Raw genomic sequence first — 23080 nt, 5'->3', positions numbered from 1 at the left:
AAAATTGCCAGTTCAGGTTTTACAGTGCGGCGCCGGCAGGAACGATGCCGACCTTCTGGATCAGTGCCGAAAGATCCGCTAGATCAGCTTCAGTGAGGTCCTGCAGTGGTGGGCGCACCGAGCCGGAGTCGCGACCAATGGCCTTCAGGCCGCCCTTGACGATGGACACTCCGTAGCCCTTGACGCGGTCGCGGATATCCAAGTACGGCAGAACAAAACGGTTCAGCTTTTCGTTGATTGCCACACGGTCCTGCGCACGAACGTCCTTGTAGAAGTCCAGTGCAAATTCAGGAACGAAGTTGTACATGGCTGAGGAGTAGGTGCTCATTCCCAGCTGCAACAGTGGAAGTGCGAAAGTCTCTGCGGTAGGCAGGCCACCGAGGTAGAACAGGCGGTCACCGTTCTTCGCGTAGACCTTGGTGATCTGCTCAATGTCGCCCAATGCGTCCTTGAAGCCAATGAAGTTTTCGTGGTTATCTGCCAGTCGCGCCACGGTGTCTGCGGAGTAGACAGCGTTGGCACGGTTGTAAACAATCACGCCAGTTTTGGTCGAGGAGCAAATTTTGGAGACGTGCTGGTACAGGCCTTCCTGGTCACATTCGGTCAGGTAAGGAGGCAGGAGCAGCAGTCCCTCGGCGCCAGCAGCCTCGGCGTCCTGGGCGTTCTGGATGGCCTGCTTGGTTGATCCACCTGCCGAGGCAAGAACTGGCACACTGGAACCGGCTTCTTCAACGGCCATGCGAACAACCTTGGCTGATTCTTCCGGGGTCAAGGTGAAGCCTTCACCGGTGCCACCGGCTGCGAACAAGCCCGCCACATCGAAGCTGGACTGCCACGCTAGGTGCTTGCGGTAGTTGGCCTCATCGATTTCGAGGTTCTCATCAAAGGCGGTGACTGGGAATGAGAGCAGTCCGTCTTTGAGCTTGTTTGCAAGTTCGGAAGGTGTGTACTGAGCCATGGAGGATTCCTTTGTGTTTTTCTTCCAACGTCCGTAGTCCGTAGGAATCAAGTAAGAGTTGAATTGCTATTACTCTCACCCTAGGAACACTCAGTGATGCATGTCCAAGCCCATATTTGTATTGTTTGATACCTACTCGGCATCATTGTCGTGCAAGCTTCCGCGAACTATGGAGACCAGTCGTTCCAGCGCGGGGTTTTTGGAAGTCCTACTCCAGATGGCGTGCAGCTGCACCGGGTCCTCGCGGACCTCGGGTAGGCGCAGATAACTCACGCCGGAAACGCCGAGAAGTTTGGCGCTCTCTGGAACAAAAGCGATTCCACGTCCGGCTGCGACCAAAGCGATCATGGTCAAAATCTGGCTCACGGTATGCCGCACGTTTTTATGCTCGATATCAATCATGCGCACAACGAGGTCATAAAAGTAGCGGGCCTTGGTAGGCGAATGCATGATCAGCGGTTCATCGCGTAGATCTTCAAAGGTGAGACTTCGATTCAGTTGAGCCAATGGATGATCCGATGGCACTGCCACTACCAAACCTTCCGAGAACAGCAGAGCAGACTCAAATAAGGTTTCGTCAAAGGGTGGGCGGGCTAGTCCAAGGTCTAGGTCGCCATCAAGTAATGCGACTACTTGTTCGCTGGTCACCATTTCAGATAGGTCCACATGAACCTGCGGCATCTGTGCCGAAATTTCCCCAAGCATTGGCCCGAGCAGGCTGAAGCCAGAAGCGGCGGTAAAGCCAATGCGCAGTTCGCCGAGTTGGCCAGCTGCGATCCTTCGCGCATTATCCGGAGCACGTTCGGCTGCGATGACCAGTCTTCGGGCGTCTTGCAAAAATGCCTGGCCCGCCACGGTGAGGGCGACCCTGCGGTTATCTCTTTCCAATAACTCGACGCCAACGGTGCGTTCCAGCTTCTGGATTTGGCGGCTCAACGGGGGCTGAGTCATGTTCAGCCTCTCGGCAGCGCGGCCGAAATGTAGTTCTTCTGCCACCGCAACAAAGCTTCTGGCCTGATCCAGAGTAAACATTCAATACCTTTCGGGAATCACTCCATGCACATTCAACCTTGGACATGCATCACTTCAAGTTTCTACGCTATACCCGAGACCAACAAGGTGACTCGCCTCACGTAAGGATTCAAAATTGGTCGCTCGCACTCAAACTCGCAGGAGAAAAACATGAAAAACCGTATGGCTCGTCGCACGCTACTTGCCCTTTCGTCCGCCGGTGTTGTGCTGGCACTCAGCGCTTGCGGTGGAAACGTTGGGGGAGGGAGCGCCGACTCGGCGCAATTCCCATCTGGCCCGGTCACCCTCACCGTAGGACAGGCTCCAGGCGGGTCTACGGATTTGATTGCCCGCGCTGCCGCTGAAGGAATGGCCGATTCCCTCGGTGTATCAATGCCAGTGGTCAACAAGCCAGGGGCCAACGGCGCATTGGCTACTAAAGAGGTAGCTGCTATGAAGGCAGATGGCCAGAACCTGGTCTTGCTCAACGCTTCACTGATCACCATCACGCCGCTGGCTGTTTCTGAAAACGAAACTGTTTCCCTTGATGACCTCGATGTTCTGATGGGACTTTCGCAGGACGACTACGTCATGGTTGCAAGCAAGGCCTCGGGCCTGAAGAACATTGACGACATCAAGAAGAGCGAGAAGAAACTGTCCTTCGGCACCACCGGGGTGGGAACCGGATCGCAGCTGGCCCAGGAGCTGTTGCTCGCTCAAGCTGATATCGAAGGCACCACCGTACCGTTCGACTCAGGGTCACCGGCATTGACCGCAGTCATGGGTGACCAAGTCCAGGTATCAACCATTCAGCTGGGCGAAGCTAAGCCACAGATTGATGCTGGCACCGTGGTGCCAATTACGGTCTTCTCCAAGGAACGCAATGAGTTTCTGCCCGATGTTCCGACTGCTGTCGAATCCGGCTATGAAGTTCCAGTCTCGCAGTACCGTGCCATAGCGGCTCCTAAGGGCTTGAGTGATGAAGCAAAGGAGAAGTTGGTAGCTTCCATCAAGGACGCCACCGCAGCTGATAGCTACAAGTCCTTCAACAAAAAGAACCTGCTCAGCACCCACGAGATCAGCGGCGAAGAGGTTGTCTCGGAATGGACGGAGTTGGCAGAGACCTATAAGAAACTAACCGATGAGCACGAGATTTCCCTCGCTGGCAAGTAGCCGGTAGACACCGATAGGAAACTCGAAAGCGAGAATCTCAGGATGAAACTCATAGACGCGAAACACTCGCGGCAAGATTCAAAAGAGCAAGCTACCAGCGCGCAACCGGCAGAACAGGTTCAGGAAGCTGAGGCGCTCACACCAGATGAATTGGCAGCTCAGTGGGAAGCTGAAGCGGCTGAACCAGCGGGACCAATCGCAAATTTGCTCTCTTCGTTGGTAGTTTTGGGCCTGAGCATTGCTGGCATGGTGCTGTCCGTGGGTCTGGGCCTAGGTACACCAGCTGCGCCGGCGGCGGGCATGTGGCCCTTTGTCATTTCACTCATCGCAGCGGTCATGGCAGTCGCGCAAATAATTATTGGGCGCGCTGGTGGCAGAGACGGCGAGAAGTTCAGCGCAATGAGTTGGTACGCCGCAATCGGGTTCGCAACGCTGATCTTGATGGTTGTACTGATGCCAGTCATCGGCTTTGAAATCCCATCACTACTCCTGTGCTTCGTATGGATGCGATGGCTAGGCGGTGAACGCTGGAGGTCCGCAACGATCTACTCAATTCTGATCGTTGCAGCCTTCTACGCAATCTTCATCGCTGCCCTGGGCACAACGATCCCTCGACTCTTCTAAAGCACGCAAAGGCTGACTCGCATGGAATTCTTTGGACCAGTCCTAGACGGATTTAACGTCGTCCTGGACCCCACCAACCTTTTGTACTGTTTGCTGGGCGTTGTTGTTGGCATGCTCATTGGTGTGCTGCCGGGCCTGGGCCCGGCAGCTACAATCGCCATCTTGCTTCCCATGACCTACGGCGTTGAACCAGTCACCGCCATCATCATGTTGGCCGGAATTTTCTACGGTGCACAATACGGCGGAACCATTACCTCGGTACTGCTCCGCCTGCCCGGTGAAGCCAGCTCAGTGGTCACTGTCTTTGACGGTTACGTTATGGCTAAGCAGGGTAGAGCAGGGGCGGCCCTAGGTATCGCTGCCATTGGCTCATTCTTTGGCGCCACCGTCTCGATTATCGGTTTGACCTTTCTGGCGCCACTCGTTGCCAGCTTCGCTCTGGATTTCGGTCCGCCGGAATACACGGCTCTGGCGATGCTCGGCATCCTGCTGGTAGCAACGATCTCCGGCGGAACCAAAATCAAGGCAATCATCGCCGCTGCTGTTGGCTTGTTCCTGGCAACAATCGGTCGCGATGGATTTACTGGAGCCGAGCGTTTTACCTTCGGTAATCTCTCGCTGGCCGATGGCATCGACTTTGTTCCCATCGCCATGGGACTATTTGGTCTCGGCGAAATCCTATACAACCTTGAAGAACGCCATCGTGCAGCCACTGCGCCGGTGAAGGTTTCAAATGTTTGGCCGAAAGGCAAAGACATCAAGGAAGCATCCGGGGCCATCGGTCGTGGCTCAGTTCTCGGCTTCTTCCTCGGCATTCTTCCTGGTGGTGGGGCAACCATTGCTTCGCTAGCTTCCTATGCAATGGAGAAGAAGACCGCAAAGGATCCTTCGCGCTTTGGAAGGGGCGCCATTGAAGGCGTTGCTGGACCAGAATCGGCCAACAACGCCGCAGCTACCAGCTCATTCATTCCTCTGCTGACGCTGGGCATCCCGGCCAATGCGACGATGGCAATAATCTTTGGTGCACTGCTAATTCAGGGCATTACCCCTGGGCCGCAGCTGATCAATGATGATCCTCAGTTGTTCTGGGGCGTTGTGAATTCGATGTATATCGGCAATATTCTCTTGTTGATCATGTCGATTCCGCTCATTGGTGTATTCGTAAAAATCCTCCGTGTGCGCGCTGCAATCTTGGCTCCGATCACTGCCCTGATCACCATGCTTGGTGCATACACCATTCGAAATTCAATGTTTGACGTGTTGCTGGTCGTGCTCTTCGGTGCCATTGGTTATCTCATGAAAAAGTTTGGTTTTGAACCAGGTCCTCTGGTGTTGGCGTTCGTGCTCGGTAGCTTGCTCGAATCGAATCTTCGTCGGTCATTGCTTGTGCTTGAAGGCGACCCAACAGGATTCTTCACCCGTCCGATTTCGGCGACCCTGTTGGTGCTGTTTGTCTTCGTCGCCATTTGGCCAGTTATAAAGAGCGCAATTGATAAGCGAAAGACGAGCTCAACTACCAGTGCTGTAGTTGCAGACAAAGAAAAGGAAAACGCATGAGTATCATCGTCGGATACGTTCCCTCGAATGTAGGGGAAGCCGCCGTGGCTGCGGCGATCAAAGAAGCAAGTCTGCGCGATGAGCAGTTGCTCATCGTTAATTCCTCTCGCGAGGGATCGTTAGTAGACAAGAACACTGCTTCAGAAGAAGACCTGGCCCGTGTCTTGGACGCGGCACTTAGTGCTGGAGTCAAAGCACAGGTCATCGAGTCAACTTATCGCGATGATCTAACTGAAGAGTTCTTGGGGCTTGCTGACAAGCATCAGGTCTCGCTCATTGTCATTGGATTGCGCCAGCGTTCTCAGGTCGGCAAATTCATCATGGGATCCCAGGCTCAGCGGATCCTACTGCAGGCGGAGCACCCAGTTCTGGCCGTCAAAGCGTCATGACTCGTTAGGCGTAGTCAAAAGATATATTCGGCAGGTCGTGGGCTCTCGGTTGGAGAGTCCCGCGGCCTGCTTTTTTGCGTCAAAAACGAGGGCGACTAACTGTAGAGAAGATTCAAAAAGTATGGTGATGCTGATCACAAAACTGCGGAAAATTGGCGAGGGTGGAGGGCGAGTCGAACGGTAGGCGGAGGGGATTTCTTGGCTTATCTGCGCGGATTTCAGAAGCCGGCGACCTGAGTTCGAGTCGCACTGATGCCAGCTAGGTATCAATGAATGCGGTTCGAGTCTTGGACGGACAGAAATGAACTCACTAACGTGATTGGTGGCACATGGACTTATGCGCCAGCTCACTTTGTAGCACTGTGAGCGCAGTCCATTCGATGCCCAGATTCTTTTCCTGCCCCTGCTCTAGATTGGAGCCTCAATGCCATTGCTCATCGTCGCGCTGGCTGTCGTTGTTCTGTTGATCCTTATGATGAGGTTCAAGCTCAACGGATTCATTTCCCTCATTCTTGTCGCCACACTTGTCGCATTCTGGGCGGTGGCTACTGACTCGCTCACCATCGACGGAGAGGCGGCCGGGATCGCAGATATCCCCGATATCATCGCGGACGGTTTGGGCGGGCAGCTTGGCGGAACGGCTATCGTCATTGGCCTTGGCGCGATGATTGGCCGTGTCATGGGTGACGCAGGCGCAGCGCAACGCATTGCGAAAAAGATTCTCTCTGTTTTTGGAGAACGTGGTGTCCAGTGGGCCATGGTCATTTCGGCGATGCTGATCGGTGTCACCATGTTCTACGAAGTCGCGTTCGTGATTTTGGTACCGGTGGCATTTACCCTTGTTCGCGCCACCAAGGTCAATCTGTTGTGGGTGGGATTGCCTATGTCGATCTCGCTGTCGACAATGCATTCGTTCTTGCCACCGCACCCGGGTCCAACGGCCGTTGCGGGGCTATATAACGCTTCAGTAGGTCTGACTCTTGCGTACGGGCTGATGATCGCTATCCCGGTCGGTGTTGCCATCGCGATGACCTGGCCACGTCTGGCTTTCGTGAAGAAGATGAATCCGCAAATGCCCGCTGGTCTGTTGGCGGAAAAAGAATTCAAGGATGAAGAACTTCCGTCCACTGCGATGTCCTTTATCGTTGCTCTGCTTCCCATCGTGCTGATTGCCGGATCGGAAGTAGCGCGTATGACGCTGGAGATGAGTGAAAGCTTCAGCAATGTTTTGGAGCTTCTTGGTTCAGCTGAGATGGCCTTGCTGATCGCATTGATCGTCGCAATTTTCGCTTTTGGGCCGATGAGTAATCGCAGCATGAGCCAAGTTGCTAAATCCATGAGCGAGGCAGCCCGTGCGATGGCCATGATCCTCTTGGTTATTGGTGCCGGTGGTGCATTCAAGGAGGTTCTGGTCTCGGCGGGAATTGCCGACTACATTGCGGAAACGACGTCTGGGTGGGATCTTAGCCCGTTGGTCCTTGCGTGGCTCATTGCCGTGATTCTGCGTATTGCACTGGGCTCGGCAACTGTTGCTGTCTCGACCGCGGCCGGCATCGCCGCTCCACTGGTTGTGGCCACCGGGGCCTCGCCGGAGCTGATGGTCCTGGCTACGGCTTGTGGTTCCATTGCATTCAGTCACGTAAATGACCCGGGGTTCTGGATGTTCAAAGAATATTTCAACCTCAACGTGGGCCAAGCCATCGCGGTGCGCACTACCTACACCACCACGTTGGCGGTCTTGGGCCTGGGTGGGGTTCTGTTACTCAGCCAGTTCATTGCCTAAAAAATGCAGAAACCCTTTGTGGCCTGTGCGGAGAACTCCGCACAGGCCACGAAGGGTTTGTCTATAACTGGGGCTGCCGCTGAAAGCAACGTGCTTTGCTCAGCTCGGCTTAGGCCTCAGCCTGTAGTCGCTTCACTGAATTTGCTAGGTGCAATCTCATGGCCGCAGAGGCCAACTGAGGGTTGCCCGATGCGATGGCTTCATGGATAGCGCGGTGCTCGGCTGCGACAGAATCTAACCTGTGGCTGTCGATAGAATCTGTGGCATCTAGTCGGCGACGAGGCATGGCAATCATGCCGGGGCCAAATGTTTGAACGGCTTGAGCAAAGTACGGATTGCCGGTGGCCCTAGCCACGGCAAGATGGAATTCATAATCGCAGCTCATGCTCACCGAGGCGTTGCCCAAGGAAGCTTCAAAACCCTGAAGCGCCGATTCCATTGCCGAGAGGTCTGACTCAGAAGCGCTAAGCGCCGCACTGGCCGCGGCTTCGGTTTCAAATCCCATGCGGAATTCGATCAGTTCTCGGCGTTCATCCAAGGTGCGTGGGATCAGTGGCTGAGTTTCAGCCATGGCAGCAGGTGGGGGAGTCAGTGCAAAGCTACCGGCTCCGCGCCGAGTGTAGATCAGACCTTCAGCCTGCAGGCGCGTAATGGCTTCGCGCACCACGGTACGAGAAACACCATGGGAAGCGATCAACGTGTTTTCACTCGGAAGCTTTTCGCCAGCGACTATGTCTCCAGAGCTGATTCGTTCACGTAGGTGCTCTACCAACGAAGAGGCCAGATTGGGTTTCATGCTCTGCATCCTTAAAGCATAAGCGCCGATCCCCGCGAGAGGCGGGCATCGGCGCTGGTGGAGGAGGAACTATGGGCGTCCGAATTCAACGGTGTCCGTGGTCCACGCGCGAGCTTGGTCGCTGAAGGTGAACCCGAGGCCTGGGCGGTTCGGGACCAGCATCCGACCGTCCTTGGTTTCCAAGTGTTCGTTGAACAGTGGGTCCAACCAGTCGAAGTGCTCTACCCATGGCTCGCGTGGGTAAGCTGCCGCCAGATGAAGGTGGATCTCCATGGCGAAGTGAGGTGCCAAGTCCAGTCCGGCTTGATCGGCAAGCGTGGCTAGGCGCAGGAACTGGGTGATGCCACCAACGCGTGGAGCGTCCGGCTGGATGATGTCGCAGGCGCGGGCTTCGATCAATCGTTCATGCTCAGCGACCGAGGCCAGCATCTCGCCGGTGGCGATGGGAGTGTCTAGGGCTGCGGCGAGAGCCGCATGTCCTTCAGCATCGTAAGCATCCAATGGTTCTTCGATCCAGACCAGATCAAACTGCTCTAGCTTGCGGCCCATGCGAAGTGCGGTGGCGCGGTCCCACTGCTGGTTGGCGTCGACCATGAGGGGCACGTCGGGGCCGATGTGTTCGCGCACGGCAGCGACACGACGCAAGTCCTCGGCACTGTCTGGCAGGCCGACCTTGATCTTGATGCCACCAATTCCTTCCTCGATGGACTGGCTGGCGCGTTCCTTGACCTCTTCGATTGAAGCGTTAAGGAAGCCGCCGGAGGTGTTGTAGGTGCGTACCGAGTCGCGGTGCGAGCCCAAGAACTTGGCCAGTGGAAGTCCGGCACGCTTGGACTTCAAATCGTAAAGTGCGATATCCAAGGCAGCCAGGGCCTGGGTGGCAACACCTGAGCGTCCAACGGAAGCGCCGGCCCAGAGTAGCTTGGTGTAGAGCTTGGCGATGTCGTTGGGGTCCTCGCCGATCATGGTTTCGGCGACTTCCTTGGCATGAGCGTACTGAGCTGGACCGCCAGCACGCTTGGAGTACGAGAACCCCATGCCTTCATGGCCCTGCTCGGTGGTGATTTCTGCGAAGAGGAAGACGACTTCGGTCATCGGCTTTTGGCGCCCGGTGAAGACCTTGGCATCTGAGATCGGGGTGGCCAGCGGCAGTCGTGCCGTGGAGAGCTTAACGTGGCGAATGGCGTCTGGGGTGTAAGTCATGAAATCTGTGCTCCGATGAACAGGGGTGAACATTGCTTTCAACTTATCGTATAAGTTGGCAACTTATCTCACAAGTGTTTTTTGCAGAGAAATATCTTTGATTTTTTCTACCCGGTAAATTGGCGCGCACGAGTACTAGCCCATCCGTATTTTCCGGATGGGCTGGTACTCGAAGGGGATCTGTGGAGCGCTTCTTGGTTATGAAATTGGCGTAAGCAGCGAACGATCCGCAAGGTAGGAACGCAGGTTATCTAAAGTCAGTGCGGCCATATCGGCTCGTGTTTCGTTGGTCCCGCTACCAAGGTGGGGGAGCAGGACAACATTCTCTAATTCCAAAAGCTCTGCCGGCACATGTGGTTCGTTTTCAAAAACATCCAGCCCGGCGCCGGCGATTTTCCCAGTGCTCAGTGCGTCAATGAGGGCTGACTCGTCAATCACGGTTCCGCGGGCGATGTTGATGACAAAGCCTTGTGGTCCAACGGCGGATAAAACTTGGGCATCCACCAACTTGGCCGATTGTGCTCCTCCGGCCGCTGCCACAATAAGGACTTCAGTCTTGGCTGCGAGGTCAACTGCTGAGTGGTGGTAGGTGTAGTTCGAGTCGGGCTTCTGGTTGCGGTTGTGATAGTGGATTTCACACCCAAAGGCTTCCAGCCTGGTGGCAATGGCTTGGCCAATGCGCCCCAGCCCAAGGATGCCGACCTTCTTTCCGCTGGCGCGGGTGGCGAGGGGAAAATTCTTGCCCGGAACCCATGAGCCATTGCGGACAAATCTCTCGGCTGCACCCAAGCTGCGCAGGGTGACCAGGTAGAGACCTAAGGCGGTGTCGGCAACACAATCATTGAGTACCTCGGGGGTGTTGCTGATCTTGATGCCACGAGCGATGGCCGTCTTGGTGTCCGTGGCGTCGTAGCCGACACCAAAGTTGATGATCGCCTCCAGCGCAGGTAATCGAGATAAAAGATCGGTGTCCACGCCAAAGCGTCCAGAGCAGACTGCCACGCGGATCTGCTCGCCGTGGGCCGTGAGGAACGCCTCGCGTTCCGGCTCGGTTTCCGGAAGAGCAAGGCTGGAGAAATCCTCGGACAAGCTTTGGGCCACAGTGGGATTTACTGGTCCAACGCGAAGGATCTGTTCGCCGGTGATGGGTGCGGTGACTTGTGGCGCGGACGCGCTGATATTCGTGGGCATAACTGCATCGTAGGGATCATGATCGATTCACGTCCAACACGCAAATTGGATAGATCAATGCTCTTGAGGCATGGATGCCCCGTAAGCCCTGGAATGTAGCGCAAGTCACACTTGGCCTACTGTGCGGTACGCACTCCCGTGCCTCATCAGGCGATTCCTTGGACTGCCCAAAGCCTTGACCGGGCCCATCGAGCGGTCAAAGCTGTGCTTACGAACTTCGGCGGAAAACCCGCCTGATCACCCTTGCTCATCGCACCGTCGCGAAGGAAACGCAATGCTCTTAGTAACTCCACGCTCCCGCCGCATCCCACTGGCCTTAGCCGCCTCTGCGCTACTTGGCACCACTGCACTGTCCGGTTGCTCGGTCGCCAACTCTGAAGATGCTGCCGGTGGGTCATCGGCACCCAGCGACACCCTGCGCGTTGTGCTCCAGCAGGAGCCACCTACCCTCGAAGCCTGCGAGTCCAACCTGACCAGTACCGGTGTGGTCATTCGTTCCACCATCACCGAACCACTGGTAGAAAGAAACCCAACCAGCGGTGAACTGGAGCCCAAGCTTGCTACCCAATGGTCCAGCAAAGATGATCAGACCTGGACGCTGAAGCTACGCGAGGGTGTGAAATTCCATGACGGATCTGACTTCAACGCAGATGACGCCATTGCCACCATCGACCGCGCGGTCAATTCCAAGCTCGGCTGCAACGTCGAAGGCTACGTCTTTGGCGACGATGACCTGAAACTCAAAAAAGTCGATGACTACACTATTGAAGTGACAGCAGCCAAGAAGGACCCGATCCTTCCATTGCGCCTGTCCTTCCTAGAAGTTGTCCCTAAAGAGACATCTACGACCGAAAAAGTACGCGAACCAATTGGCACCGGCCCCTACCAGATTGAAGACTGGCAGGCAGGGCAAAGCATCAATGTGGCAGCGTTCGCCGACTACTGGGGCGAGGCCCCTGCCTATTCCAAGGCCAACTATCAGTGGCGTTCGGAAGGTAGCGTCCGGGCAGCCATGATCACCTCGGGTGAAGCCGATATCGCAACAGGGCTAAGCCCAGAAGACAACATTGGGGATTTGGGAGTTTCCTACCCAAACAATGAAACCGTGGCTCTGCGCATGCACGCCGACACTGCACCATTTGATGACATCCGCATCCGTCGTGCGGTGAACTACGCGATAGATAAAGATTCAATTGTCGCTTCCCTCTACGCAGGACGCGACAAGGCCGCGGCCCAGCTGGTACCTTCCGGAGTAGTTGGACACAGCGATGACTTGCCCGTCTGGGAATTCAACCTCGACAAGGCCAAGGAGCTAGTTGCGGAAGCCAAAGCTGATGGCACGGACGTGTCAGCTCCAATCAACTTGGTAGTTCGTACCGCACAGTTCCCCAAGATTCAGGAACTAGCTCAGGTGATCCAAGAACAGCTTACCCAAGCCGGACTCACCGTGAATTTGAAGATGCTTGAGACCAGCCAGCACCTGACCTACCAGGTTCGTCCATTCCCTACCAAGGATGATGGGGCCATCATGCTGATGACCCAGCACGGAAACCAAGCCGGTGACGCAGCCTTCACCGTGGATCAGTACATGACTTCCAAGGGCGCGCAGTCAGCCTTTGGTACCCCGGAACTGGACGAGCTCATTGCCCAGGCTGATGCCGCATCAGGTGATGACCGCCAAGCTGCCTTCGAAAAGGTCTTCAAGTACCAGAATGACGAAGTTGTTCAATTTGCTCACATCGCTCACCAGACCGGCATGCTCGGTATTTCCTCTTCGGTAGCTTACGAGCCGAATTCTTCCAGTGGAGACGAATTGCGTCTTGCTGAAGTCACTGCGGCAAAGTAACCAACGGCAACTGAAAGTACAGCAACATGCTTACCTATTTGCGTAAAAGAATCATCGCCTCGGCGCTGCCACTGGTGGTTGTCATCGTTGGTGTCTTCGCGCTGGCCAGAATGACCGGTAATCCGGCAGCACTGTATCTACCGCTGAATGCCACTGACACAATGCGCGCAGAGTTCGCTGCACGAAACGGGCTAGACCAACCGATCTGGGTGCAGATGGCCCAGTATTTCGGTGGGATCTTCCGCTTCGATTTTGGAACGTCCATGCGCACCGGACAGGACGCTGCGCAGATGGCGCTGCGGGCCTTCCCGGCAACCCTGCAGCTGGCGGCCACCACGATGATCATCGCCATCATCTTGGCGCTCATCGTTGGCTCGGCCGCTGCGATGAAGCCCAACGGCATCCTGGATCGTTGCAGCTCCTTCATCTCCATGACCGCTGCCTCGATCCCGGACTTCTGGTTGGCCATCGTAGGCATCTGGGTTTTTGCCATCACGCTAGGGGTGGTTCCAACCTCCGGTGTAGTCGGTGCAGCAGCCTGGTTCCTGCCCGTAGCCACCTTGGTCATGCGCCCCTTTGGCACGCTGGTCCAGGTGATTCGCGGGGCCATGGTCTCGGCGTTATCTGAACCGTATATCAAACTGGCACGTTCCAAAGGCGCGACCGAGTATCGGGTTATTGCCCAGCATGCCTTGCGCAACGCCGCCGCCCCTGGGCTGACGGTGGCAGGGGACCTGACCGTTGGACTGGTCAACGGCGCAGTGGTGGTTGAGACGATCTTTGGCTGGCCGGGAATCGGCAAGCTCATGATCGACTCAATTTTGCAAAGAGACTTTGCAGTGCTCCAAGCCTGTGTGCTGCTCACCGCGGTGGCCATCTTTGTGCTCAATATCCTGATTGATCTTGGCTACGCGCTACTAGATCCTCGGGTCCGGCCAAGCGCCGGCGCACGTCAACGTCGCAAGGCACGCGCCGCTCAAGGTCCAACCCAAGGATCTGAAAACCGCACGCTGGCGCCAGTTGGACCAGCGCTGAGCACGAGCGAATCTTCGAGGGGGAATCACTGATGTCAGCACTAGAGATGGCACCGCCAGCTAAGGATGAACGTCCCGAGCCGAAGAATCGGCGCAAGGCGAAGACTCAAAGTGAGAGTCGTGTTTCGATGTTCACCATGTTGCTACGCGACAGATTCGCCACGGTGGCTGCAATTTTCCTCAGCTTGGTGGTGCTCACCGCGATCTTTGGTCCCGCACTGATGGGTGAACACGCCACAGCGCAGAACTTGATGTTCATGAATAAGGCACCTTTTGACCCGGCCAACGGATGGCTTTACATCCTAGGCTCGGATTCTCTGGGCCGTTCAGTACTGGCCCGCATTGTGGTTGCTACCCAGACAACTCTCCTAGTTGCAGTCCCTGCAGTATTGGTGGCCTTGATCCTTGGATCACTGTGGGGTGTCTGGGCGGGTTACCACCGTGGACGTCGCGAAGCCATTTCCATGCGCATCGCAGATATCATCATGTCCTTCCCTTCATTGTTGCTGGCTGTGGTGGTGCTCTTTGTCTTCAGCCCTTCGGCAGCAAATATCGTGCTGATCCTGGCGATCACTCGCATCCCGATCTACCTTCGTACCGCACGAGCAGAATCGGCCGAACTGCAGTCACGAACTTTTGTGGATGCAGCCCGCACCTTCGGAACAAATCCCAACGCGATTATTGTTCGCCACGTCATTCCAGTGGTCACTCCGACACTGTTAACCTTGGCTACTTTGGAATTCTGTTTTGTCATGCTCGCCGAGTCCTCACTTTCATTCCTTGGAATTGGTATCCAGCCACCAGACGTCTCTTGGGGACTGTTGGTTGCCCAAGGCCGGCAATATCTGCAGACCGCATGGTGGTTATCCATCCTTCCTGGCCTAGCCATTGTGCTCACCGCGGTAGCCGCCAACGTGCTCGCTGCATGGATGCGTATTGCTACGGATCCAGCCCAACGCTGGCGCCTGGAACTGGACCGTAAAAGTACCAAGGCGTTTGAAAAGGCCACGCGCCAGGCTGCAAAGATGCAGACCAAGAAAGGCAACGACAAATGATGACCGAAATACTTGAACCAACCTCCCGAACTCAGTCAGCGGACCAGGCGGTTCTTGAAGTCAAAGGTTTGGATGTCGACATTCGCACTCCCAAAGGAATTGTTCGTGTGGTGAGCCAGGTCGGCTTCAGCGCACGTCGCGGCAAAACGTTGGCGTTGCTGGGGGAATCTGGCTGCGGTAAATCGATGACGGCAAAGGCTATCGCCGGATTGCTTGATCCGGTGGCGTCTGTTGCTGGAGGCGTTGCGCGTCTTGATTCAAAAGATCTCTTGTCCATGACTGCTAAGCAGCGCCGGAAAGCGGCGGGAGAAGGGCTAGGGATTGTTTTTCAGGATGCCCTTGCCGCACTCAACCCGGTGTACACCATTGGAACCCAACTCGGAGAAGCGTTCAGGATCCACCGTGGGGCCAGCAGAAAACAGGCCAAAGTTGAGGCCATTGAACTAATGCGCAGGGTTGGTATCCCGGAACCCGAGACACGGGTTAATTCGTACCCGCATCAGTTCTCCGGTGGCATGCGCCAACGAATTCTGATCGCCATGGCGGTGGCCTTGAGCCCCAACTTGTTGATCGCTGACGAACCAACAACGGCGCTGGATGTCACGGTTCAGGCGCAGATCATGCAGTTGTTGAGAAATCTTCGCGAGCAAGAAGATATGGCGGTGGTGCTCATTACCCACGACCTCGCTGTAGTTGCTGAAGAAGCTGATGACGTGTGCGTGATGTATGCAGGCAATGTGGTGGAACAAGGAAGCGTTGACACCGTATTCACTCGGCCAACGCACCCTTATACCAAAGGTTTGCTTTCTTCCGTCCCCACCGATTCGCAGCGCGGAGCAGGCCTGAATTCCATCCCGGGCAGTCCACCAGAACTGAGCAAGATTCCCTCGGGGTGCGTTTACCAGGACCGCTGTCCGTTGGTTGCGGCCGTCTGCCGCGAGCAACGTCCGGCCCTGCGTGAAACCGGCCCGGGGCAGAGTGCTGCTTGCCATTTTGCTGAGCAGGTCGCCACGAGCCAAACCACTGAAGAACGTCTTGCTGTAGGAGATGATGAAAAATGAGTACTGTTCTTGAAGTTCAAGATCTTGCCAAGACATTTCATGTGGCCTCCGGCGCCGCGGGAACACGAGAGCTCAAGGCACTAGACGGAATCAATCTGAGCGTAAAACGCGGAGAGACCCTAGGCCTGGTTGGGGAGTCAGGCTGCGGAAAATCAACGCTAGCTCGTACCCTGATGATGCTGGAGCAGCCCGATGGTGGGACGGTGCGTTTTGATGGGCAGGACCCCTTTGCGCTGCGCGGCAAGCAGTTGCTGGCATGGCGGCGTAGGGTGCAAATGGTGTTTCAGGATCCCTTTGCCTCGCTGAACGCACGAATGACCGCCGGGCAAATTATCACCGAACCTTTTGCTACCCACAAAGATCTGTATCCCAGCGCTGCAACTCGAAAGCAGCGCTTGAACGAACTGCTTGACTTGGTGGGACTGCGCGCCACCGATGCTGATAAATCACCGCAGGAGTTCTCCGGCGGGCAGCGTCAGCGCATTGGTATTGCTCGCGCTTTGGCCTTGGGTCCGGATTTGATCATCTTGGACGAACCAGTTTCTGCCTTGGATCTTTCGGTACAGGCTCAGGTGCTAAATCTGCTCAACGATCTTCAGCAGCAACTTGGCGTCAGCTATATCTTCATTTCCCATGACCTGTCTGTAGTTCGCCACGTGACGGACCGAGTGGCTGTCATGTATCTGGGACGAATTATTGAAACCGGGTCTACCGAGCAGGTCTTCGATTCACCCCTGCATCCTTATACGGCCTCGTTGATGTCGGCCTCGCCAAAGTTGGACCCTGCGCTACGACCCGTGAATCGCATAGTGCTTCAGGGTGAATTGCCTTCTCCTTTAGATCCGCCCTCGGGTTGCCGATTCCGCACGCGGTGCTGGAAGGCGCAGCCGATCTGCTCGGCAGAGCGACCGGAAAGCCGAACCCGCGAAGCTGGTGGCAAGATCTTGTTGGGCATGCCCGGCGATAGCGTCAATGCCGGGCAACAGTTCGCGGAGTGCCACTTCCCGGTCGAATCGGCCGCGGAAGCCGGACTGGCAGTTTCTGCCTAACTCAAGGGGCAGTGGGAGCCAAGTCTTGAATACAAGAATAGTGAAGCCGGCGCTGACCGGCTTCACTATTTTTTGGTTCTTGATACTTCTTTAGAGGACTAGCTGGTGGCTAGCGAGGTGTCGTCGATGCGGAAGGTTGTTGCCTGGGAGCTGTCTTCAACACCCCTGAAACGCAAGGTGACGGTCTTGCCGCGGTAGTTGTTCAGGTTGATGCTTTTCTGCGCGTAGGACGAGCTTGCGTCGAGGTTTGACCATGTACCGACGTTGTAGGTGCTTGAACCATCGAGTACCTGAACGGTGAGCTTGTCGTATTGGGTAGACGCAGTGGTTTCGTCAGTCAGCACCCGCAGGTAGAACTTCAAATCTGCAGTGGTAGCAGTAGAAGGAATGGCGACCTGCTGATCCAGGGTGTAGGTGCTTGCTGTACCCCATCCGTTGAGACCGGCCAAACCGTTGCCGGTGCGAGCAGCTGTTCCGGTTTCAAAGGTGTCGGCACGATTGGCGGTCCAGGAGTCGGCACCGCTTTCAAAGCCTGGGTTCTTCAGCAGATTGCCGCTGGGCTCGGGAGTTGGCTCCGGGGTGGTTCCACCCAGGTTTGTCATGATCTTCGTGGCATCGACCAAGCCTGCACCACAGCCGATGCTGCAACCGCCTGGCATAGCGCGGGTGCCGTTCTTCAACACGGTTTCCACCTGAGCAGGGGACATGGATGGGCTGACGGACTTCATCAGAGCCACCATTCCTGCCACGTGTGGTGTAGCCATGGAAGTGCCTTGGTAGAAGGTGTAACCCTGGCTTGATGGGGTGGTGGTGCCGGTGTTGATAGTGGAAAGAATGCCTTGACCTGCGTAGCGGGTGTCGCCACCAGGTGCGGTCACGTCAACTGCAGAGCCGTAGTTTGTGTAATACGACGGTGCTCCCGATGGGTTGCTGGCAGCTACCGTAATCACGTTGTTGCAGTTTGCTGGGCGTGAGTTCGAAGCGTTTTGGCTTTCATTACCTGCCGCTACCACTACGGAAGTTCCACGAGAGACTGCGCTATCGATAGCTGCTTGGTACGTGGTTCCGCAGACTCCACCGCCACCGAGCGACATGTTGATGGTGTCAGCCGGGGTCGAGTTGGCTGGGATGCCAGACACGGTGCCACCGGAGGCCCAGATGATCGCATCTGCGATATCCGAGAGGCTGCCACCGCACTTCGCTAGGACGCGTACCGGTTGGATCTTGGCGTTGGGTGCAACTCCGGCGACGCCGCTGGAGTTGCCGGTGACTGCCGCGACGGTGCCAGCTACGTGGGTGCCGTGCCATGAGGAGTTTCCGGCGTAACTGCTGCCGCATTCGCCAGCTGCGTACCAGTCGCCCTGGTCTTGTGGGTTGGAATCTCGGCCGTTGCCGTCACGCGCCGAAGTTGAGCTGGAAACGAAGTCATAGCCTGAAATCACGTTGGAGTTCAGATCCGTATGGGAGGTGATTCCGGTGTCCAAGACGGCCACGATACTTCCGGTGCCGGTGCCGATGTCCCACGCAGAAGGGATACGCATGCCGTTGGTTCCGTGGAAGTCCCATTGTTCGCTGTAGCGGGTGTCGTTGGGCGATAGGGAGATCTTCATCAGGGCATCAGGCTCGACTGCTTCAACCAGTCCAGACTTGGCAATTTCTGCCATAAACTCTTCGGCGTCGGCGCCCTTGAGTTTCTTGTCAGCCTTGAGAACAAAACCTCCGGTGGCCATGGCGCGCAGTTCCTTGACCGAAACTCCGGCGTCCTTGGCTGCTTTGCCCCAAGCCTTGGCCCGGCCCTGCTTGTCGGCGCTCTGGGTTGACGCCTTGTAAGTGACGATGAACTGGTCGTAGGACTCACCGGACTGGGGTGAACCGATCGTAACCTTCGCATCGTTGCTTGGTGCGGGAGCGGACTTTTCTGCCGGTGCCGTTACGGGCTGTGCTGAGGCGGGCATTGCGCCGGCCCCTAAGCCGGCCAAACCGATCACGACTGCGGTGGACGCAGCCAAGGATCGTCGAAGTGGGGTAGAAAAACGTGCCATTGATGTTCTCCTTAGTGGGTTTTGGGCGCACAAGGTTCGGTGATCAAGCGAAATGGGGTGTGCCGATATGGAGCGTAGCGCCTGCGATATCCAGAAAGGAAGTAGTTCTCAAATAAATCTTTTATATTCCTGCATGTGCTAAAAACTCACTTCACACTTTCGCTGCAGGGAATCCAACGATTTTCAAGGCTTCGAAAAATGAATGCCAGTTACCTGCGCGATAAGGTGTTCTAAAAATTTCAGATTCGCACTGACTACGGCAAACGCCTAACTATTTTTCGTGACTCATGGAATTTATTCGAGACGTACCGTGGGTTAGGCCGAGAATAAAGTGAAAGTTTCGACGACTTCTAGCGCGGAGAAGCGGGTCTATGGTTCATTGCCTAATTCATTGAGTAATCGGTACGATGATTTTTCTGACGATGCTACGTCAAGTAGTTACGACTGCTCACCTGACGATTGCGTGACTCGCAGCGAAGTCCTCGGTCCAAAAATGCGAGCTCTTGGGGCACCCGGACGGGTTCTCAAAGTAATCTGAAAACCAAGCACAAACAGGAGCAGGTAGATGACAACTGGATTATTGGCCGTTGACGGTGGGCAAAGCGGGATCAAACTTCGTCTTGAATTTGATGGTGAGCGCACTGACTCGAAATTTCCTGGTGTCCAAACCGACGAGCCGGTCCTGCCCCAGTTGGCGCGCGTGATCAATGAGTTCATCGCAGCAAGCCCGGTGGACATTGGCACGGTAACCGTAGGCACCACCGGGTTAGTCAAAGAAGAACACGACTCACATCAACTCTTCAAGCTGATCGAATCAACCAAAGTTGAACGTGTTGCCTTGGCCCATGACTCGGTCACCAGCTACCTCGGGGCCATGGGTAACGAACACGGCGCCGTGGTTGCTGCCGGTACCGGAGTGGTAACCCTCGGTGTTGGCCCTGGCAGCGTAGCCCGAGTTGATGGGTGGGGCCATATTATGGGCGACGCCGGTAGTGGTTACTGGATTGGCCAGCAAGCACTGATCGCAGTGATGCGTGACTTTGACGGACGCGGACAAGCCACCGCACTCACCGCTGCTGTGCAAGGACGTTGGCCCGATCTATCCGAGGCCTACATTGACTTACAAGCACTTCCCGACAGGGTTTCTACGGTGGCCTCCTTTGCCACCACCGTTGCCGAACTTGCTTTCAGCGATGCCATTGCTGCACAGATCTGTCGCAGAGCCGGAGAAGAACTGGCTGATTCGATTGCCACAGCCTTGCGACGTGTGGGCCTAGAGAAAGCCGACGGGAACGTTCCGGTCGCTGCAATCGGTGGTGTGTTTGAAGGTACGTATCTGAAAGCTGCCTTCGAGGAACAGCTGCACCGACTGCACCCCGGGGCGCAAATTCAGTCTGTCACCGGATCAGGGTTGGACGGAGTGCAACTGTTGGCGCAACTACCCGCCGATCATGCCCTGCAGGAGCTGGTCTCGCGCTACGGCTTTGGGAACTAGTCAGAAAAGCACAGTCATCGTGATCTGCCAGCTAGGTGCTGGCGATCAATAGATGACAAGATGAGACTGATCAGTATTGAGCATTAAAGGAGTCATCGTGAGCTATCGAGTCGGTCCCGTAGATCTAGTCCCAGAAGGCGAATCCCTGCTGGTAGATTCCAAGGACAGCGGTGCCACCGAAGACATTGCGATCTTCCATGCCGAAGACGGCAACTTCTATGCCCTTCAAGACGAGTGCACCCACGAGGTCGCGTCCCTCTCCGATGGGTGGATTGAAGACTGCTCGGTGGAGTGCCCAATTCACTCCTCAACCTTTGATCTAAAGACCGGCCGAGTGCAGTGCATGCCAGCAACGGTAGACGCGCGCACCTACACGGTGAACGTCGTGGATGGTTTTTTGGAGCTCGAAGTCTAAATGCCTTCGGTCCACATCATCGGCGGTGGCGTTGCCGGTTACACCTTGGCGCGCGAACTGGTGCAAAAGCAGTATGCCGGTACCATTACGATCAGCGACGCCCAGGGCTTACCCTATGATCGTCCGGCGCTGAGTAAAGCCTTGCAGGTTGAGCCCTTTGCTCCGGTTGCTTGGTACCAGCAGCACCGTATCAACCTCATCCAAGAAACAATCACCGAGGTTAAACTGCCAGATTCGGAAACGGATTGGGTTGTCCTCGCTAACGGTACCGTGCCGAATCGGCTAAGTCTGCCCGGGGCTGAACACGCACACACGCTGCACACCGCGGCCGACGCTGTGGCACTGGCAGAAATTATCGATTCGGCCATGTTTGGCTTCCAAGTGGTGGTCATCGGGGCCGGACTGATTGGTGCCGAATTTGCTTCCACCGCTAGCATGCTCGGCGCACAGGTCACCCTGATTTCTAATAATGACGCTCCACTAAGCGCCATGCTCGGCCAGGATTTGGCCGAACAACTACACGCTGAACATGCACAACGTGGCATTCGAACCATCACCGGAACTACAAGCAGCATCGCTGCGGATCATGTAGTTGTGGACGGTGAGCGCATCGAAGCTGACTTTATCGTTAGCGCCATCGGTGTCCAACCAGATACCGCGTTGGCTGCCTCCATGGGATTAGCCGTGGACAACGGCATTGTGGTCAACGCGCAGCAACGCTCCATCACACAGCCACAGGTACTGGCCATCGGGGATGCGTCCCGGCACCAGGGCGCTCGCCGGGCTGTGCACTGGGAAGCTGCTATGGAAGATGCGGCCCAAGCGGCAGCAACCATCCTCGGCACGGACCCAGTAAAGCGTTCGGTGCCGTGGTTCTGGTCCGACCGCCATGAGATGCATGTGGAAAGTGTCGGCGATTTTGATCAAGCGGTGCGTACCGTTCATCGTTACAACCGTCGCGGTAAGATCCAAGTGACCTTCGGGCTAAATGCTCAGGGTGCTTTGGTGGCAGCTAGCATGATTGATGGTGGGCTGATGGCCAAGGCCGTGAAGCGGCTGATCGCTCGGTCTGCCTCGCTCAGCGTTGAAGAATTGGAGGACCCGAGTGTGGGACCTCGCGAATTAGGGCGGAACGGACAATGAGCACAGCCGAACCAGCGAAGCTACCTTTGGCTCTGCAGGTGCCTACCCAGCGAGTGAGCCGCGGCTGGATTGCAGCGGTAGTCACCGTCCACATTGGTATCAATGTCGGCTTCTTCGCCCCCATTCAGGTGCTCCTCGGACTGCATGCCGAGCAACTGGACGCTAGTCAAAAGGGCGCCATCTTGTCCTTGGTGACCGGCGTGGGAGCGGCCGTGTCCATGGTTGCTAATCCACTTTTTGGTGCGCTCAGTGATCGCACTACCTCTCGATTTGGCCGTCGAATTCCGTGGGTATTGTGCGGAACCCTCTGCGGGGCTCTCGCACTGTTGCTCATGTCAACGGCCCATACCGTGGGACTTTTGGTCCTTGGCTGGGCCTTGATGCAGGCTGCTGGAAACGCTGCGGTAGCTGCCATCTTTGCTGCCATTCCGGATCGTGTCCCGGTAGAACAACGCGGCATTGTGGGTGGATTAGTAGCGTTGGGACAAACCTGCGGTTCGCTCATCGGTGCGGTCATCGGCATGGTTGCCGCTGGAGATCTAGTCTTCGGCTACGCGTTAGTCGCCATCGCTGTGGCCATTTGCGCGGTACCTTTTGTCTTGATGCGCAAGGACTCGGTGCTACCCAAGGCAGCATTGGAACCCATCACGGCGTTGCAGTTTGCTCAAAGTTTCTGGATCAACCCGGTCAAGCACAAGGACTTCGGCTGGGCCTGGCTGACTCGGTTCTTGCTCTACCTCGGCAGCCAGCTGTGCCTGGTCTACCTCTTGTACTTCCTGCAAGACGCCATTGGTCATCCAAACCCGGCACAGGGTGTTTTGGTGCTGACCGCCGTCTATGCGTTCTGCGTTATTTTCTCTTCGGTGATATCCGGAAAACTTTCGGATCGCGATGGTAAGCGTAAGAAGTACGTCATCATTTCTTCAGTGATTGTCGCCTGTGCAGCAGGGGTTATGGCAGTCTCATCTACCTTTGCCATGGCACTGATTGCTGCGGTGCTGCTAGGCATCGGATTTGGTGCCTACCTTGCGGTGGACTTCGCCTTGCTGACGCAGGTGCTTCCTACAGCCGATTCACGCGGCAAGGATCTTGGCATGATCAATATTGCCAATTCCTTGCCTCAGGTGGTCGCCCCGCTGGTGGCTTGGCTGGCAGTGACTTGGCTTGGTGGCTATCCGACCTTATTCCTTTGCTCGGTAGTCGTCTCGCTTCTTGGCGCAGTGCTGGTGCGAAAAATTAAGTGTGTTCCATAGCC

20 protein-coding genes are annotated in these 23080 nt (G+C 56.1%); 14 read left to right on the top strand and 6 right to left on the bottom strand.

Translation table 11 applies throughout. The features are described from left to right. Positions 1-19: 19 nt before the first annotated feature. Both kdgD and AC1Z3F_RS11125 read right to left on the bottom strand, forming a co-directional pair. Positions 20-958: a 5-dehydro-4-deoxyglucarate dehydratase gene (gene kdgD / locus AC1Z3F_RS11130; protein WP_483565717.1), complete on the bottom strand. Its 939-nt coding sequence runs from the start codon at positions 956-958 to the stop codon at positions 20-22. Between the two features lie 132 nt (positions 959-1090). Next, positions 1091-1990, bottom strand: coding sequence for a LysR family transcriptional regulator (locus AC1Z3F_RS11125; RefSeq protein ID WP_262199349.1), 900 nt, complete (start codon positions 1988-1990; stop codon positions 1091-1093). A 150-nt stretch (positions 1991-2140) separates the two neighbouring features. Here AC1Z3F_RS11125 and AC1Z3F_RS11120 point away from each other — a divergent pair, with 150 nt between their 5' ends. From AC1Z3F_RS11120 to AC1Z3F_RS11100, 5 genes are all read left to right on the top strand, one after another. Further along, positions 2141-3142, top strand: a complete 1002-nt coding sequence (locus AC1Z3F_RS11120; RefSeq protein WP_131089155.1) for a Bug family tripartite tricarboxylate transporter substrate binding protein — start codon at positions 2141-2143, stop codon at positions 3140-3142. A gap of 42 nt (positions 3143-3184) precedes the next feature. Continuing rightward, positions 3185-3766 carry a tripartite tricarboxylate transporter TctB family protein gene (locus AC1Z3F_RS11115; RefSeq protein ID WP_262199350.1) on the top strand — a complete coding sequence of 194 codons (582 nt, stop codon included), beginning with the start codon at positions 3185-3187 and terminating at the stop codon, positions 3764-3766. 21 nt (positions 3767-3787) lie between these two features. Beyond that, positions 3788-5323 carry a tripartite tricarboxylate transporter permease gene (locus AC1Z3F_RS11110; protein ID WP_262199351.1) on the top strand — a complete coding sequence of 512 codons (1536 nt, stop codon included), beginning with the start codon at positions 3788-3790 and terminating at the stop codon, positions 5321-5323. Then, positions 5320-5712 carry a universal stress protein gene (locus AC1Z3F_RS11105; RefSeq protein WP_131089152.1) on the top strand — a complete coding sequence of 131 codons (393 nt, stop codon included), beginning with the start codon at positions 5320-5322 and terminating at the stop codon, positions 5710-5712. The genes AC1Z3F_RS11110 and AC1Z3F_RS11105 overlap by 4 nt, the downstream gene beginning before the upstream one ends. Before the next feature lie 424 nt (positions 5713-6136). Then, on the top strand, positions 6137-7495 hold the full coding sequence (locus tag AC1Z3F_RS11100; RefSeq protein WP_483565716.1) for a gluconate:H+ symporter: 1359 nt from the start codon (positions 6137-6139) through the stop codon (positions 7493-7495). A gap of 109 nt (positions 7496-7604) precedes the next feature. Here the strand turns inward: AC1Z3F_RS11100 and AC1Z3F_RS11095 are convergent, their stop codons facing one another. The 3 genes from AC1Z3F_RS11095 to AC1Z3F_RS11085 all read right to left on the bottom strand — a co-directional run bounded on the left by AC1Z3F_RS11095 (position 7605) and on the right by AC1Z3F_RS11085 (position 10685). Continuing rightward, entirely contained in the window at positions 7605-8291 is a 687-nt protein-coding gene (locus AC1Z3F_RS11095; protein WP_483565715.1) for a FadR/GntR family transcriptional regulator, read from the bottom strand. Positions 8292-8360: 69 nt separating this feature from the next. Then, positions 8361-9494 (bottom strand): L-talarate/galactarate dehydratase, encoded by a 1134-nt coding sequence (locus AC1Z3F_RS11090; protein ID WP_483565714.1) that lies wholly within the window; start codon positions 9492-9494, stop codon positions 8361-8363. A gap of 198 nt (positions 9495-9692) precedes the next feature. After that, complete coding sequence (locus tag AC1Z3F_RS11085) at positions 9693-10685, bottom strand: 2-hydroxyacid dehydrogenase (protein WP_483565713.1); 993 nt, start codon at positions 10683-10685, stop codon at positions 9693-9695. 274 nt (positions 10686-10959) lie between these two features. On the opposite strand from AC1Z3F_RS11085, the gene AC1Z3F_RS11080 reads away from it, so the two are divergent. The 5 genes from AC1Z3F_RS11080 to AC1Z3F_RS11060 are packed head-to-tail and all read left to right on the top strand — an operon-like array spanning position 10960 to position 16730. Beyond that, positions 10960-12531 carry an ABC transporter substrate-binding protein gene (locus AC1Z3F_RS11080; RefSeq protein ID WP_483565712.1) on the top strand — a complete coding sequence of 524 codons (1572 nt, stop codon included), beginning with the start codon at positions 10960-10962 and terminating at the stop codon, positions 12529-12531. A gap of 26 nt (positions 12532-12557) precedes the next feature. Continuing rightward, positions 12558-13598, top strand: a complete 1041-nt coding sequence (locus AC1Z3F_RS11075; RefSeq protein ID WP_262199357.1) for an ABC transporter permease — start codon at positions 12558-12560, stop codon at positions 13596-13598. Next, positions 13598-14620, top strand: coding sequence for an ABC transporter permease (locus tag AC1Z3F_RS11070; protein ID WP_483565711.1), 1023 nt, complete (start codon positions 13598-13600; stop codon positions 14618-14620). The genes AC1Z3F_RS11075 and AC1Z3F_RS11070 overlap by 1 nt, the downstream gene beginning before the upstream one ends. After that, complete coding sequence (locus tag AC1Z3F_RS11065; protein WP_483566955.1) at positions 14620-15681, top strand: ABC transporter ATP-binding protein; 1062 nt, start codon at positions 14620-14622, stop codon at positions 15679-15681. The genes AC1Z3F_RS11070 and AC1Z3F_RS11065 overlap by 1 nt, the downstream gene beginning before the upstream one ends. Further along, positions 15678-16730: an ABC transporter ATP-binding protein gene (locus AC1Z3F_RS11060; protein WP_262199360.1), complete on the top strand. Its 1053-nt coding sequence runs from the start codon at positions 15678-15680 to the stop codon at positions 16728-16730. The genes AC1Z3F_RS11065 and AC1Z3F_RS11060 overlap by 4 nt, the downstream gene beginning before the upstream one ends. A 98-nt stretch (positions 16731-16828) precedes the next feature. Here AC1Z3F_RS11060 and AC1Z3F_RS11055 read toward each other — a convergent pair whose 3' ends face one another. Further along, positions 16829-18772, bottom strand: coding sequence for a S8 family serine peptidase (locus AC1Z3F_RS11055; RefSeq protein WP_483565710.1), 1944 nt, complete (start codon positions 18770-18772; stop codon positions 16829-16831). A gap of 565 nt (positions 18773-19337) precedes the next feature. On the opposite strand from AC1Z3F_RS11055, the gene AC1Z3F_RS11050 reads away from it, so the two are divergent. From AC1Z3F_RS11050 to AC1Z3F_RS11035, 4 genes are all read left to right on the top strand, one after another. Then, the gene (locus AC1Z3F_RS11050) at positions 19338-20267 is read left to right on the top strand and encodes an N-acetylglucosamine kinase (protein WP_483565709.1); all 930 of its coding nucleotides are present in this window, start codon (positions 19338-19340) and stop codon (positions 20265-20267) included. A gap of 97 nt (positions 20268-20364) precedes the next feature. Continuing rightward, complete coding sequence (locus tag AC1Z3F_RS11045; protein ID WP_131089141.1) at positions 20365-20682, top strand: bifunctional 3-phenylpropionate/cinnamic acid dioxygenase ferredoxin subunit; 318 nt, start codon at positions 20365-20367, stop codon at positions 20680-20682. Further along, positions 20683-21825 carry an NAD(P)/FAD-dependent oxidoreductase gene (locus tag AC1Z3F_RS11040; protein WP_483565708.1) on the top strand — a complete coding sequence of 381 codons (1143 nt, stop codon included), beginning with the start codon at positions 20683-20685 and terminating at the stop codon, positions 21823-21825. Next, a complete protein-coding gene (locus AC1Z3F_RS11035) occupies positions 21822-23078 on the top strand; it encodes an MFS transporter (protein WP_262199372.1) in 1257 nt (418 codons plus the stop codon). The genes AC1Z3F_RS11040 and AC1Z3F_RS11035 overlap by 4 nt, the downstream gene beginning before the upstream one ends. The last annotated feature ends 2 nt before the right edge of the window (positions 23079-23080 follow it).

This window comes from Glutamicibacter sp. MOO4, from assembly GCF_056934395.1.
The sequence above is the reverse complement of the archived record's forward strand: the minus strand, read 5'-3'. Positions and strand labels throughout refer to the sequence as shown.